The 13399-nt window shown below is 57.9% G+C and carries 14 protein-coding genes; 5 read left to right on the top strand and 9 right to left on the bottom strand.

What is annotated here, in order from left to right:
• Positions 1 to 25: 25 nt before the first annotated feature.
• Entirely contained in the window at positions 26 to 1159 is a 1134-nt protein-coding gene (norW, locus tag BFV64_RS18285) for an NADH:flavorubredoxin reductase NorW (protein WP_069602336.1), read from the bottom strand.
• Complete coding sequence (gene norV / locus BFV64_RS18280; protein ID WP_069602335.1) at positions 1156 to 2604, bottom strand: anaerobic nitric oxide reductase flavorubredoxin; 1449 nt, start codon at positions 2602 to 2604, stop codon at positions 1156 to 1158. The genes norW and norV overlap by 4 nt, the downstream gene beginning before the upstream one ends.
• Positions 2605 to 2790: 186 nt before the next feature.
• Here norV and norR point away from each other — a divergent pair, with 186 nt between their 5' ends.
• Positions 2791 to 4305, top strand: coding sequence for a nitric oxide reductase transcriptional regulator NorR (gene norR, locus BFV64_RS18275; RefSeq protein WP_069602334.1), 1515 nt, complete (start codon positions 2791 to 2793; stop codon positions 4303 to 4305).
• Here norR and gutQ read toward each other — a convergent pair.
• The 7 genes from gutQ to srlA all read right to left on the bottom strand — a co-directional run bounded on the left by gutQ (position 4302) and on the right by srlA (position 9251).
• A complete protein-coding gene (gene gutQ / locus BFV64_RS18270) occupies positions 4302 to 5267 on the bottom strand; it encodes an arabinose-5-phosphate isomerase GutQ (protein WP_023331156.1) in 966 nt (321 codons plus the stop codon). The genes norR and gutQ overlap by 4 nt on opposite strands.
• Entirely contained in the window at positions 5260 to 6033 is a 774-nt protein-coding gene (srlR, locus tag BFV64_RS18265; RefSeq protein ID WP_014884990.1) for a glucitol operon DNA-binding transcriptional repressor SrlR, read from the bottom strand. Before srlR ends, gutQ begins: the two co-directional genes overlap by 8 nt.
• Positions 6034 to 6096: 63 nt before the next feature.
• Positions 6097 to 6456, bottom strand: a complete 360-nt coding sequence (gene gutM / locus BFV64_RS18260) for a transcriptional regulator GutM (protein ID WP_014884989.1) — start codon at positions 6454 to 6456, stop codon at positions 6097 to 6099.
• A 106-nt stretch (positions 6457 to 6562) separates the two neighbouring features.
• Complete coding sequence (gene srlD / locus BFV64_RS18255; RefSeq protein ID WP_014884988.1) at positions 6563 to 7342, bottom strand: sorbitol-6-phosphate dehydrogenase; 780 nt, start codon at positions 7340 to 7342, stop codon at positions 6563 to 6565.
• Between the two features lie 14 nt (positions 7343 to 7356).
• A complete protein-coding gene (gene srlB, locus BFV64_RS18250) occupies positions 7357 to 7719 on the bottom strand; it encodes a PTS glucitol/sorbitol transporter subunit IIA (protein WP_014884987.1) in 363 nt (120 codons plus the stop codon).
• Between the two features lie 12 nt (positions 7720 to 7731).
• On the bottom strand, positions 7732 to 8691 hold the full coding sequence (srlE, locus tag BFV64_RS18245; RefSeq protein WP_014884986.1) for a PTS glucitol/sorbitol transporter subunit IIB: 960 nt from the start codon (positions 8689 to 8691) through the stop codon (positions 7732 to 7734).
• Positions 8688 to 9251 (bottom strand): PTS glucitol/sorbitol transporter subunit IIC, encoded by a 564-nt coding sequence (srlA, locus tag BFV64_RS18240; protein ID WP_069602333.1) that lies wholly within the window; start codon positions 9249 to 9251, stop codon positions 8688 to 8690. The genes srlE and srlA overlap by 4 nt, the downstream gene beginning before the upstream one ends.
• A gap of 252 nt (positions 9252 to 9503) precedes the next feature.
• Between srlA and mltB the strand changes: the two genes are divergently transcribed.
• From mltB to BFV64_RS18220, 4 genes are all read left to right on the top strand, one after another.
• A complete protein-coding gene (gene mltB / locus BFV64_RS18235) occupies positions 9504 to 10604 on the top strand; it encodes a lytic murein transglycosylase B (protein ID WP_023331153.1) in 1101 nt (366 codons plus the stop codon).
• A gap of 265 nt (positions 10605 to 10869) precedes the next feature.
• Positions 10870 to 11523: a metal ABC transporter ATP-binding protein gene (locus BFV64_RS18230; RefSeq protein ID WP_023331152.1), complete on the top strand. Its 654-nt coding sequence runs from the start codon at positions 10870 to 10872 to the stop codon at positions 11521 to 11523.
• Complete coding sequence (locus BFV64_RS18225) at positions 11520 to 12380, top strand: metal ABC transporter permease (protein WP_014884981.1); 861 nt, start codon at positions 11520 to 11522, stop codon at positions 12378 to 12380. The genes BFV64_RS18230 and BFV64_RS18225 overlap by 4 nt, the downstream gene beginning before the upstream one ends.
• Before the next feature lie 14 nt (positions 12381 to 12394).
• Positions 12395 to 13273 (top strand): metal ABC transporter substrate-binding protein, encoded by an 879-nt coding sequence (locus tag BFV64_RS18220; RefSeq protein ID WP_032629455.1) that lies wholly within the window; start codon positions 12395 to 12397, stop codon positions 13271 to 13273.
• Positions 13274 to 13399: the final 126 nt, after the last annotated feature.

The following is a 13399-nucleotide window of genomic DNA, read 5'->3' as shown; positions in this document are numbered from 1 at the left end:
GCAGCGCCACCCGGCAATACGACGGTTAAGCAGGTAGCGATTTCAGCAGCGCGAACGCCTCCTTCATTCTCTCTTCGCTCACCACAAAGGCGCGCAGTTGGTCATCTGCGTCGATGCCGCGCGCCACCATCCCCTGTGATTCAATGGCGATTTGCCAGCTCAGATCCTGTCGCTGCGTTTCTCCCGCAAGGTGCAGCGGCAGGTCCGGCGTTTTCACCTTCACCAGCATCGGCGAAAGCTTTAGCGGCGCGCTGACGCCGATCAGGTTTTTCGCCAGGACCATGGCGCTCAACTGGATCGGTTGCAGGAACGGCAGCACCCGGCCGTTAATTTCCGCGCAGTCGCCCAGGGCATAAATGTCCGGCTGTGAGGTTTGCAGGTAGCTGTCGACCTTTACGCCGCGGTCTGTTTCGGCGCCAGCGCGATGTGCCAGCGCGGTTTCCGGGCGCAGACCCGTCGCGGCAACCACCGCATCCACCTCAACGCTGCGGTTGCGGTCGAGCGCCCCACGAATGCCGCCTGCGGTTTTGCTCAGACTCTGTAACTGCGATTTGAGCAGCAGATGGACGCCCATGTCGGTCAGTCGATGCTGTAAGCGGCTGCTTACTTCTGCGGGCATCAGCGCCGACAGAATGCTCGCCGCGTGGTCAACCAGGGTAACGGTTTTACCCGCGCGGCAGAAATCCATCGCCAGCTCGGTACCAATCAGCCCACCGCCGACGATCATCACGCGTTGCGCATCGCGAAGCCCCGTTTCGCTTGCCTGATACTCCTGTTGGCTGTTTAGGGTGATCATCAGCTCTCGCCCTTCAACGGGCGGCACAAAGGCAGAGGCCCCCGTGGCCAGCACCAGCTTGTCGTACTGCCAGATTTTGTCTTTCGCCTTCACGACGTGCGCGACGGCGTCGATATCGGTAACCCAGGTGTAGGGAAACAGGCGCAGGTTAAACTGTTCCGCGAACTCCCCCGCCGTCTGGCGGGTGAGGTCTTCGGCGCGCTGATTCTGGCTGATGACATGGCTTAAATCAGGCTTGTTGTACTCATCCATGCTGTCGGCGGCGATCACCGTCACCGGCACGTTAGCGTCCTGTTTGCGGATATTTTTCACCAGCTGGCGGGCGGCGAAGCCCGAACCGATGATGACGATGCCGTGATTCATTTTGCCTCCGTACCCAGTTCGTCAAAGACGTCTTTACCGAGGGAACATTCCGGGCAGAGGAAGGTGTCCGGCACGTCGCACAACGGCGTGCCCGGGGCAACGTCCTGAAGGGGTTCGCCCCGTTCCGGGTCATATATCCACTGGCAAACGCTGCACTGCATGCGTGGGCCGAGGTGTGCAGCAGCGGCAGCTGCACAGGCACAGGCTTCCTGCTGTTCGGTAGGTTTTGCAGACGCCTCAGGAAGCGGTGCGAGCGCCCACTGACGGGCAATGTCGCGGCCATGCTGACGGCAAATTTCCAGCGCGTCGATATCCGGGCGCCATTTCGCTTTCAGACTCAGGGACATCTCAAAACCTGCATCCTGCAGACGGGTAGAGAGGCGATCTACCGCGCCGCCGCTCCAGCCGTGAGAGCCAAACGCGCTGGCGCGTTTGTTGCGAAAACGCAGGCCGGTCATCTCTTCCACCAGGCCAGCAATTTTCGGCATCATCACGTTGTTCATCGTGGAGGTGCCCACCAGCACGCCTTTTGAGCGGAAGACATTGGTGAGGATCTCGTTTTTATCGCTGCGCGCCACGTTGAAGATTTTCACCGCCACGTTCGGATCCACTTCGTTGATGCCCTGGGCAATGGCGTCCGCCATCATGCGGGTGTTATTGGACATGGTGTCGTAGAAAATCGTGATGCGGTCTTCCTGATAATCCGCCGCCCATTTCAGGTACAGCTCAACGATCTGGGTGGGGTTTTCACGCCACACCACGCCGTGGGAGGTGGCAATCATGTCCACCGGCAGGTTAAAGCCGAGGATCTCGGTGATTTTTGGCGTCACCAGACGGCTGAACGGGGTCAGAATGTTGGCGTAGTAGCGCTGGCACTGCTCAAACAGTTCGGTCTGATCCACTTCATCATTGAACAGGCGTTCGTCACAGTAGTGCTGGCCAAAGGCGTCGTTGCTGAACAATACCGCGTCGCCGGTCATGTAGGTCATCATGCTGTCCGGCCAGTGCAGCATCGGGGTTTCAACGAAGATCAGCTGTTTGCCGTTGCCGATATCCAGCGAGTCGCCGGTTTTCACGGTGTGGAAATTCCATTCCGGATGATGGTGATGACCGTTGATCGAGTCGATGGCGTTGGTGGTGCAGTAGATCGGTGTATTCGGAATGTACGACATCAGCTCGGTCAACGCACCGGCGTGATCCTCTTCCGCGTGGTTGATGATGATGTAGTCGATTGCGTCGAGATCGATTTCGCTGCGCAGGTTCTGCACGAACTCGCGGCTGAATTTATGATCGACGGTATCGATCAGTACGTTTTTGCCTTCACGGATAAGATAGCTGTTGTAGCTGCTGCCGCGCAGCGTTTTGTATTCCGTCCCGTGGAAATCACGCACCTCCCAGTCACGTTGACCCACCCAATGAATGTTATTTTTAACCAGAATAGACATAGCAACCTCAACGTAATACAGCGTTTTTGAATAAGATGATTTGCCTATATCACATTGCGTGCCAACTTTTATTTTATTGATTTTAATGGATTATTTTTTCTATACCTCGTGATGAGTAGTCATTATGACTATCCTGATGACGGTCAATATGACACTATTTATTGTCAAAATGACAGCGAGGCAGCCATGAGTTTTTCCGTAGATGTGCTGGCGAAGATCGCCATTGAACTGCAAACCGGTATCGGTCATCAGGACCGTTTTCAGCGGCTTATCTCCACGCTGCGTCACGTGCTGGCGTGCGATGCCTCGGCGCTGTTGCGCTACGAGGGGAGACAATTTATTCCGCTGGCTATCGACGGGCTCGCGAAAGATGTTCTCGGGCGGCGGTTTACTCTTGAAGGGCATCCGCGGCTGGAAACCATTGCCCGTGCGGGTGACGTGGTACGTTTCCCGGCGGACAGCGACTTGCAGGATCCCTACGACGGTCTGATCCCGGGGCAGGAGAGCCTGAAGGTGCACGCCTGTATCGGTCTGCCGCTGTTTGCCGGACAACACCTGATTGGCGCATTAACCCTCGACGGCATGTCGCCGGACCAGTTCGACACCTTCAGTGATGAAGAGTTAAGGCTGATTGCCGCGCTGGCCTCCGGGGCGCTCAATAACGCGTTGCTGATAGAACAGCTGGAAAGCCAGAATATTCTTCCCGGCAGCCCGTCGGCGTTTGAGCCGGTGGCGCACACGGAGATGATCGGTCTGTCGCCGGGCATAGCGCAGCTTAAAAAAGAGATTGAGATTGTCGCCGCGTCCGACCTGAACGTGCTGATCTTCGGTGAAACCGGCACCGGTAAAGAGCTGGTGGCGAAGTCAATTCATGAAGCCTCACCACGCGCGGCCAACCCGCTCGTATACCTTAACTGTGCCGCATTGCCGGAGAGCGTGGCGGAAAGCGAGCTGTTTGGTCACGTCAAAGGGGCATTTACCGGGACCATCAGCAACCGCAGCGGTAAGTTTGAGATGGCCGATAACGGGACGCTGTTTCTCGATGAGATTGGAGAGCTTTCGCTCTCGCTCCAGGCCAAACTGCTGCGCGTATTGCAGTACGGTGACATCCAGCGGGTGGGGGATGACCGCAGCTTACGGGTGGACGTGCGCGTGCTGGCGGCGACCAACCGCGATCTGCGAGAAGCGGTGCTGGCCGGGCATTTCCGCGCGGATCTTTTCCACCGTCTGAGCGTGTTCCCGCTTACCGTGCCGCCGCTGCGCGAGCGCGGAGAAGATGTGGTTCTGCTGGCGGGCTATTTCTGCGAGCAATGCCGTCTCAGAATGGGGCTTTCCCGCGTGGTACTCAGCCCGGGGGCAAGGGCGCATCTGTTGAGCTACGGCTGGCCGGGCAATGTGCGCGAGCTGGAGCATGCGATTCACCGTGCGGTAGTGCTGGCGCGGGCGACGCGTGCGGGTGATGAGGTTGTGATCCACGCGCGTCATTTTGCGTTGCACGATGACGCCGTGCAGGCGGTGGCTCAGCGTGTGCCGGAGAATGCAAATGAAAACCTGCGCGAGGCGACGGAAGCGTTCCAGCGTCAGATGATTACCCGCGCGCTGGAGCAGAACAACCGCAGCTGGGCGGCGTGCGCGCGGGCGCTGGAGATGGACGTCGCCAACCTGCACCGGCTGGCGAAGCGTCTTGGGCTGAAGGGTTAAATAATCCCCGCCTGGTAGAAATCCTGCAGGTTGATGGCACCGCAGAGCTTGCCGGCGTCATCCACCACCGGTGCGGCGGTGATTTTGCGCTTCATCAGCACCTCTTTGGCCTCAATCGCGCGGCTGTCGGCATTCAGCGTCAGCCCGCCTTTGGTCATCGCGTCAGACACTTTCGTTTCCAGTTTGCCACCCCCCACCAGCCAGCGCCGCAGGTCGCCGTCAGTGAATACGCCCTGGACGCTACCGTGGTCGTCACACACCGCGACCAGCCCCAGCCCGGTGCGGCTCAGTTCCAGCATCGCGTCCATCACGCTGGTATCGAGCTTGACCTGCGGAATGGCATCGTCAGTGCGCATCAGATGATGAACCTTATTGAGCAGCCGCGCGCCGAGCGCGCCCGCCGGATGCGAACGGGCAAAATCTTCTTCGTTAAATCCGCGCGCCTGCATCACCGCCATCGCCAGCGCGTCACCCATCATGAGGGTGTTGACGGTGCTGGAGGTCGGGGCAAGGTGCATCGGGCAGGCTTCACGCTCAACGGAAATATCCAGCGTCGCTTTAGCGGCCAGCGCCAGCGGCGAGCGGGATTTGCCGGTCATCGCCAGCAGAGCGACCGATTTCTCCTGCAGGCGCGGAATAATGAGATCCAGCTCTTTGGCCGAACCGGAGTAGGAGATAAACAGCATCACATCGCGGCTTTCAATCATCCCCAGATCGCCATGCAGCGCCTCGGCGGGATGCACGAAGAAGGCCGGGGTGCCGGTGCTCGCCAGCGTCGCGGCAATTTTTTTGCCGATATGACCGGATTTACCGATGCCCGCCACGATCACTTTGCCTTCGCAGTGGATAATCGTGTTGGCGGCGCGGACAAAATCCTCGCCCAGACGTTCTGGCAGGCGGCTGGCTTCCTGCAGCTCCAGCATCAGCGTCTGGCGGCCCGTTTCTAACAGAAAATCACTCATCTCTCTCTCCGGTTACGATCACGTCGATACCTTTCTCTTCCAGCGCCTTTTTGAACGCCGGATCAATCCCCGCGTCGGTAATCAGCTTATCAACGCTTTCAAGGCTACAGACAATGTTGGGACTTTTGCGGCCAAACTTCGACGAGTCTGCCATCAAAATCACTTCCCGTGCGGCGTTGCACATCGCTTTACTGACGCTGAATACCTCATTGAAGGTCGTGACGCCTGCGTTCAGATCGATGCCGTCGGTGCCCATAAACAGCTTATCGAAGCTGAAGTGGTCGAAAGCGTTCTCGGCCAGCTGACCGTGAAACGACGCCGATTTTTTGCGAAAGGTGCCGCCGGGCATCAGGATAGTCTGCTCGCTGTCAAATTCCGACAGGGCGTTGACGATATGCAGGCTGTTGGTCATCACCGTGATGTTGTTAAAGCGGCTGAGCAGGGGGATCATTTGCAGGACGGTGCTGCCTGCGTCGAGGATGATGGAATCACCATCGTGAATAAATTTAACGGCGGCCTCGGCAATAAGCGCTTTCTGGTGGGTATTGATCAGCGTTTTGTGATCGATAGGCGGGTCAGCTTCGTCCTTATTCAGCATCACCCCGCCGTAAGTTCGGATGACGGCGCCAGAGTTTTCGAGCAATACCAGGTCCTTGCGTATTGTCGTGCCGGTGGTGTCAAAGTAGTGGGCCAGATCCTCCACCGAGCATTTCCCCTGCTTTTGCAGATACTCGAGAATGGCCGCCTGCCGCTGACGTGGTTTCATAGGCGCTTCGTTCCTTAGGTTGCGAAATGATAATTTCGCAAGTCTATAGCTTTCACAACGAAATTATCCATGTTTCAGATTAAGCGCTAATGATAGTGCATTCTGACAGCCTGAATCATGGGGAAAGATCACATCAGGCCGTAATTCCTGCAGTGAAATGCCGTTGATTGCCTGGATTTTAGTCGGACGAGCAAACACCGTCATGCCACGCATGATCAGGGAATCGCATACGCGATCGTGTTCATCCAACACAACGGCGACCACCACGCGCGGTTTAAAGCGTCCGCCGGAACGCCCGACGCCCACGCGACCTTTCTGACACAGGGCATCAAACGCGCGGTTGAACTGATGGATCTGCCAGCCGCCAAACGCCATCTGGCAGATCCAGGCGAGGGCGGCGACGGTGATGAGTGCGGTGACCATATTGACTCCTTTAATTGCCGGGTGGCGGCTGCGCCTTACCCGGCCTACGGTTTGAAGGTTTTTGTAGGCCCGGTAAGCGTTAGCGCCACCGGGCAAAACCGCTCGATCAGAACATCACCTGCCCGCCGGTGACGTTAATCGACTGGCCGGTGCAGTACGACGCTTTTGGGCTGGCGTAAAACAGCAGCATGTTCAGCACGTCCTGATAATCGCACCCGCGCTTCAGCGGCACTTTGTCGATGTAGTACTGCTCAACGTCCTCAGCCTTGATGCCGAGCTTGGTGGCGTACTGCGGCAGCAGGGACTGGAACATTGGCGATTTCAGCAGGTTGCCCAGCATCAGCGAGTGAACGGTAATGCCGTATTCGGCCAGATCCAGTGCCAGAGACTGCGTCAGCCCCACGCCGCCAAACTTGGCCGCGCTGTAGCCGGAGTTGTGCTTGCTGCCCACTTTCCCGGATTTCGAGTTGATCTGAATAATGCGCCCCTGAATCCCGTCGCGGATCATCAGGCGGGAAAACTCGCGGGCGCAGAGGAAATAACCCACCAGATTGACCTGCAGCGAGCGGTCAAAATCCCCCAGTTCGAAATCGCTGATAAACGCCGCTTTCGCAATTCCCGCGCTGTAGACCAGCAGGTCGGTACGTCCAAAAATCTCGTCCACGCCGCGGGCGAGCGCCATTACGCTTTGCTCGCTGGTGGCGTCGGCACCAAACCCGTACGCCATCCCTTCACCAAATTCGGTGTTGATGGTGTCCGCCACGCGGGCGGCTTTTTCACTCTGAATATCCACGACCGCCACGCGGTAGCCTTCTGCGGCAAGCCCACGGCAAAGGAACTCGCCTAAGGTTTGTCCTCCACCAATGACAACGGCAACCTGACTCATGTGTTTCTCCTTAATTACGCAACAAATTTTAACGTGCAGCCTGGGGTGACAGCCTGCGGAACCGGGCCCGCTACGTGAACCGTACCGGGATACTCCGCCTGCGGCTGTCCGTCAAAACGCAGGGTGATATGGCCCAGTTCGCGCAGGTTTTGCTCGGCGACATCGCCGACGGCGGTTACCGCATAGCGCGTCTCGCCCAGCTCCAGCTGGCTTCCTGCTTTCAGCTCGCCGTTAAGCTCGCCGTGGCAGTGAATAAAGCAAAACTCTTCGATATCTGCCGGGGCACCTTCGCGGAAAGTAATCAGCATCTGGTCGCTGAGCGCATCCGCTGCGCTCTGGCCGATGCGGGTAATGGTGGTCTGATAAATCACGGTCATCGCAGGAACCTCTTATTGATAGATAAAGCCGGAGACAAACCAGGCAATCAGCACCGTCGGCGCGCCCGTCAGGAAGCGGCTGACCAGTACGGACGGCACGCCTACGCGCACGGTGTCCTGGCGCGCTTCGGCCAGTGACAGTCCGACGGGGATGAAGTCGCACGCGGCCTGGGCGTTAATGGCAAACAGGGCGGGCAGGGCGAGGTGTGGCGGAATATTGCCGAGGCCAATCTGCACGCCAATCAGTACGCCGATGACCTGAGCGATCACCGCGCCCGGGCCGAGGAACGGCGACAGCAGCGGGAAGGAGCAGATCAGGGCCAGCGTCACCAGCCCGAGCGGGTGGCTGGCGAGCGGGGCGAGGCCGTGGGCAATCCAGTCGCCCAGGCCGGACGCCATGATGATGCCGATCAGCGCCGAGACGAACGCCATAAACGGCAGAATGGTTTTCAGCACCGTGTCGATGGTGTCGCGCCCGGACTGGAACAGCACCGCCACGGCGGAGCCCATACCCATCCCGACCTTCGCCAGCAGGCCGTCGCTCTGCTCGGTGATTTTCTTGCTGGTGTCGTAATCTCGCGGGGCCACTTTTTGCGGCGCGGGACTGCCATTCACCAGAGTGATGTTGTCCTCCTTCACGCCCGACACATAGATGTCTTCAAGGATGTACTGTGCCAGCGGGCCGGATTTGCCGGTGGAGTGGATATTCACCGTCGGAATACGCCGCTTCGGATAGATGCCGCAGCGCAGCGTGCCGCCGCAGTCGATCACCGCCACGCCGATTTCCGCTTCCGGCGGCTCACCCTCTTTAAAGCCATCGACGGCTTCCCAGCCGGTCAGCTCACGCAGCTTATCGACGATCGCCGGGCGCGTGCCTGCGGTGATATAAACGATCTTTTTGCCTTCGGTAGCGTCGAACTCCAGCGGGCCGCCCCAGCCACCCGTGCCTTTCTCAATGCGGATCCGGTTCATGCTGTGGCTCCTGAAAGATGGACTTTTTGTTCAATCTGGATACCCATTTTTTTCTCGAAAATGGCGGTGGTGAGGTCTGTGACCCAGCCGCGGAAGAAGTTGGTCACCAGGCCAACCAGCAGGTAACTGACCGCCAGCGGGCCGAGCGGCAGACCAAGGGTGGTAAGGCCGCTGGCGATACCGAGGTAAACAAACAGCTCTCCTGGGTTGATGTGCGGGAACAGGCCGTTCATCGAATGGCAGCTGTAGGAGGCGGCGGCGTAATAACTCGGCTTGTACTTTTCTGGCATAAAGCGGCCGAGGCTTAAGGTCATCGGGTTGCAGAACACGAAGGTGCCGATGAACGGCAAAATCAGGTAGCGGGACAGCGGGTTCCCGGCGCAGCGCTGAGCGAAGCGTTCAATGCGATGCTGGCCGATAAAGTTAATCAGCGCGTTCATGATCACCAGCAGGCTGATCAGCAGGGGCAGGATCCCGGTCACCATGCCGGTGAACACTTCTCCGCCTTTCTGAAACAGCCCGATGAACCACTCGGCGCCGTGGGTGATGGTTTCTATCATTGTTCTCTCCTGTGGGGCTTTTTTGTTTTGTATTACTGGGGCTAATAATAATCACTTTGAAAGGTTTTAAAGTGTTAGTTGGATCTCACAATGAAAGAAAAATGGATTATTTTGAAAGTTAATTGATGTGATGAATGATTTCCGGTGGAAAAAAGCACGGATTTGCGTCGGGGAGGTGCGTACCGCTTCCTTGAGGTGTTACGGATGCTTTACCATACTGGGTTCTTATCGAACCCGTTAAATGGATGTCTCATGTTCAAGCGTCGTTATGCAGCGCTGTTGCCAGCGCTTATTCTGCTGTCTGCCTGCAGTAGCAAACCTAAGACCGAAGCTGTTCAGCAAACGGCTGGCGCCCCTTCCGGAGGGTTCCTGCTGGAGCCGCAGCACAATATGATGCAGATGGGTGGCGACTTCGCGAATAACCCGGCGGCCGAGCAGTTCATTGATAAAATGGTGAGCAAACACGGCTTTGACCGCCAGCAGCTGCACGAAATTTTGTCCCAGGCAAAGCGTCTGGACTACGTGCTGCGCCTGATGGACAGACAGGCACCGACGGCACAGGTCCCTACCGGGCCAAACGGCGCATGGTTGCGCTATCGCAAACAGTTTATTACCCCGGACAACGTGCAAAACGGCGTGGTGTTCTGGAATCAGTATGAAGATGCCCTTAATCGCGCGTGGCAGGTATACGGCGTGCCGCCGGAGATCATCGTCGGGATTATCGGCGTGGAAACCCGCTGGGGCCGCGTAATGGGCAAAACCCGCATCCTCGATGCGCTGGCGACGCTCTCCTTTAACTACCCGCGCCGCGCGGAGTATTTCTCTTCCGAGCTGGAAACCTTCCTGCTGATGGCGCGCAACGAGCAGGACGACCCGCTCGATCTGAAAGGTTCGTTTGCCGGTGCGATGGGCTACGGCCAGTTTATGCCATCCTCCTATAAACAATATGCCGTCGACTTCAATGGCGATGGTCATATCAACCTGTGGGATCCGGTGGATGCCATCGGCAGCGTGGCAAACTACTTCAAAGCGCACGGCTGGACGCCAGGTGGTCAGGTAGCCGTGCAGGCGAACGGCGAGGCATTTGGTCTGGAAAACGGCTTTAAAACCAAATACAGCGTCGCGCAGCTGACGGCGGCAGGCTTAACGCCAACGCAGCCGCTGGGCAATGTTGACCAGGTAAGCCTGCTGCGTCTGGACGTGGGAACCGGTTATCAGTACTGGTACGGCATGCCGAACTTCTACACCATCACCCGTTATAACCACAGCACTCATTATGCCATGGCCGTATGGCAGCTGGGGCTGGCGGTCTCGCAGGCCCGCGTGCCGGCGGCGTCACCGTTTAGTCAGTAAGTCGCTCTGACGGGCAGGCCTGATGCCCTCACCCTGACCCTCTCCCACGGGAGAGGGTCGTTTTACAGAAACATTTCGCCACACTCCCTTTTCAAACCCGCCATTTACATCTCAATCACCTTTCATTATTGTTATGTTATAACATTTAACGTGGTGTCAAGATGTCAACGTCCCTTTTCTCTCTGTCTGCTCCGGTTCGGCTTTTACTGGCGCTGGTGCTTATTGTTTTTATCGGGCTGGCCGTGCGCTGGGCGGTGGCGCTGCCATGATCCTGATGAACGAACTGGTCGCGGGCTATGACCGCCAGCCTGTAACGCGGCCCCTCTCAGGCACGATTGAGCGCGGCAGTATGACGGCTATCGTCGGCGCCAATGGCTGCGGAAAATCCACGCTGCTGAAAACGCTCGCCGGGTTTATTCCTCCCGTGGGCGGCAGCTTTCGCTGGCAGGGTAAGCGCCCGGTGATTGGCTGGCTGGCACAGCGCCACGCACTCGAGGCGCAATTTCCGCTCACCGTTCAGGACGTGGTGAGTATGGGCTGCTGGCCGGGCATATCGCTCTTATCCGGGTTTCGTCGGGAAACGCGGTTACGCATTGCCAGCGCGCTGGAGCGGGTCGGGCTGGCGTCGATGGCGCTTTCCACCATTGATGAACTCTCCGGTGGGCAGTTTCAGCGCATGTTATTTGCCCGCGTTTTAGTGCAGCAGGCACCGCTTGTGATGCTCGATGAGCCTTTCACCGGCGTCGACGAAGCGACCTGCAACGTGCTGATGGATCTAATGCTGGAGATGTATATGCAGGGCCAGACTCTGCTTGCGGTATTGCATGACAGCGAGCGTGTGGCACGCCACTTCCCGCAAACATTAATGCTGGATGCTGACATTCCCCACTGGAAAACCGAGCGGGTGAGGGTGGCATGATTTGGCATCTCTTTTTCCAGCCGTTTATTGAGTACGGCTTTATGCGTCGTGCGCTGGTGGTCTGCCTGGCCCTTTCTGTCAGTACAACCGCACTCGGCGTATTCCTCCAGCTGCGCCGGATGAGCCTGATGGGTGATGCCCTTTCTCACGCCATTTTACCCGGTGTCGCCGTAGGGTATTTGCTCAGCGGTATGTCGCTGCTGGCGATGAGTATCGGTGGTTTTATTGCCGGCATTACCGTGGCGCTGGTGGCCGGCCTGGTCAGCCGACGCACGCCGCTTAAAGAGGATGCCAGCTTTGCCGGATTTTACCTTGGCTCACTGGCACTGGGCGTCACGCTGGTGTCGCTGCGCGGGTCGAATGTCGATCTGCTGCATCTGCTGTTTGGTTCCATTCTTGCGGTGGACAACGATGCGGCGCTGTTTGTCACGGGCGTTTGCATGTTCACCCTGATAACGCTGGCGATTTTCTATCGTGGGCTGGTGACCGAAGCCTTTGATACCGCCTGGTTGCAGGTCAATGCCCGCGGGTTGCCCGGCCTGCTCCACGGACTGTTTCTGGCGCTGCTGGTGCTTAACCTGGTGGCCGGTTTTCAGGTGCTCGGCACGCTGATGGCCGTCGGGCTGATGATGCTCCCGGCGGTGGCGGCACGCTGCTGGGTGCGCACATTGCCAGGTTTGCTTTTGATGGCCGGCATCAGCGGAATTTTCTGCGCGTGGCTGGGCTTAAGTTTGTCCTGGGCAATCAGTCTGCCCGCCGGACCGTCCATTGTGCTGACCGCCAGCGCGTTGTTCTTTATTTCTGTTTTATTTGGCACGCGAAGCAGGCTGGCTGGCAGTCTGCGCGCGCTTTTTTAAGGCAAGGGGAAACGATGAAACATACAGGATTAGTGATGGCGCTTGCGCTGGGTATGCTGTCGAACGGCGTGATGGCGAAAACGCTGAATGTGGTGACCAGCTTTTCGATACTGGGAGATATTACGCAGGAAGTGGGCGGCGACCATGTGAACGTGACGACGCTGGTCGGGCCGGACGGCGATCCGCATACCTTCGAACCGTCACCTAAAGACAGCGCGGCGCTGAGCAAGGCTGACGTGGTGGTGGTCAACGGCCTGGGGCTGGAAGGGTGGCTCGACCGTCTTGTGAAAGCCTCCGGTTTCAAAGGGCAGCTGGTTGTGGCCTCAACCGGGGTAAAAACGCACACGCTCGAGGAAGATGGAAAGACCGTGACCGACCCGCATGCCTGGAATAGCGCGGCGAACGGTGCGCTGTATGCACAAAATATTCTGAACGGGCTGGTGAAAGCAGATCCAGAGGATAAAGCGGCACTGGAGGCTTCAGGCCAGCCGTATATCGCGCAACTGACGCAACTGGACGGCTGGGCCAAAACCCGCTTTAGCCAGATCCCACAGGAAAAACGTAACGTGCTGACCAGCCATGACGCATTCGGCTATTTTAGCCGCGCGTATGGCGTCACCTTCATGGCACCGCAAGGGCTCTCTTCAGAGAGCGAGGCCAGCGCAGCGCAGGTCGCTGAGATTATCAATCAGATCAAAGCCGATGGCGTGAAAACCTGGTTTATGGAAAACCAGCTCGATCCGCGTCTGGTGAAGCAAATTGCGACGGCGACAGGCGCGCAGCCGGGAGGCGAACTTTACCCGGAAGCCCTGTCGGCAAAAGGTGGGGTTGCTGATACCTACGTTAAGGCATTTCGCCACAACGTGAACACCCTCGCTGACAGTATGAAATAACCTCCCCCATAGCCGGTGCGCCCGCATCGGCTTTTTTCTGAAGCCCCCTCGTAAAACCCGAAGCGCATCCCCATATTTGACGAGAAAGTGCTATCTTGTGCTGCACGTTTTTCTGAAGCCTGGAGC

Origin of the sequence: Enterobacter kobei (assembly GCF_001729765.1) — a bacterium.
GTDB classification, from domain to species: Bacteria; Pseudomonadota; Gammaproteobacteria; order Enterobacterales; family Enterobacteriaceae; genus Enterobacter; species Enterobacter kobei.
This window is presented reverse-complemented; position numbering and strand designations above follow the sequence as displayed.

Excerpts from the sequence above, each read along its gene's own strand:
- norW (WP_069602336.1), bottom strand. The coding sequence starts at position 1,159 with ATGAATCACGGCATCGTCATCATCGGTTCGGGCTTCGCCGCCCGCCAG.
- norV (WP_069602335.1), bottom strand. The coding sequence starts at position 2,604 with ATGTCTATTCTGGTTAAAAATAACATTCATTGGGTGGGTCAACGTGAC.
- norR (WP_069602334.1), top strand. The coding sequence starts at position 2,791 with ATGAGTTTTTCCGTAGATGTGCTGGCGAAGATCGCCATTGAACTGCAA.
- gutQ (WP_023331156.1), bottom strand. The coding sequence starts at position 5,267 with ATGAGTGATTTTCTGTTAGAAACGGGCCGCCAGACGCTGATGCTGGAG.
- srlR (WP_014884990.1), bottom strand. The coding sequence starts at position 6,033 with ATGAAACCACGTCAGCGGCAGGCGGCCATTCTCGAGTATCTGCAAAAG.
- gutM (WP_014884989.1), bottom strand. The coding sequence starts at position 6,456 with ATGGTCACCGCACTCATCACCGTCGCCGCCCTCGCCTGGATCTGCCAG.
- srlD (WP_014884988.1), bottom strand. The coding sequence starts at position 7,342 with ATGAGTCAGGTTGCCGTTGTCATTGGTGGAGGACAAACCTTAGGCGAG.
- srlB (WP_014884987.1), bottom strand. The coding sequence starts at position 7,719 with ATGACCGTGATTTATCAGACCACCATTACCCGCATCGGCCAGAGCGCA.
- srlE (WP_014884986.1), bottom strand. The coding sequence starts at position 8,691 with ATGAACCGGATCCGCATTGAGAAAGGCACGGGTGGCTGGGGCGGCCCG.
- srlA (WP_069602333.1), bottom strand. The coding sequence starts at position 9,251 with ATGATAGAAACCATCACCCACGGCGCCGAGTGGTTCATCGGGCTGTTT.
- mltB (WP_023331153.1), top strand. The coding sequence starts at position 9,504 with ATGTTCAAGCGTCGTTATGCAGCGCTGTTGCCAGCGCTTATTCTGCTG.
- BFV64_RS18230 (WP_023331152.1), top strand. The coding sequence starts at position 10,870 with ATGATCCTGATGAACGAACTGGTCGCGGGCTATGACCGCCAGCCTGTA.
- BFV64_RS18225 (WP_014884981.1), top strand. The coding sequence starts at position 11,520 with ATGATTTGGCATCTCTTTTTCCAGCCGTTTATTGAGTACGGCTTTATG.
- BFV64_RS18220 (WP_032629455.1), top strand. The coding sequence starts at position 12,395 with ATGAAACATACAGGATTAGTGATGGCGCTTGCGCTGGGTATGCTGTCG.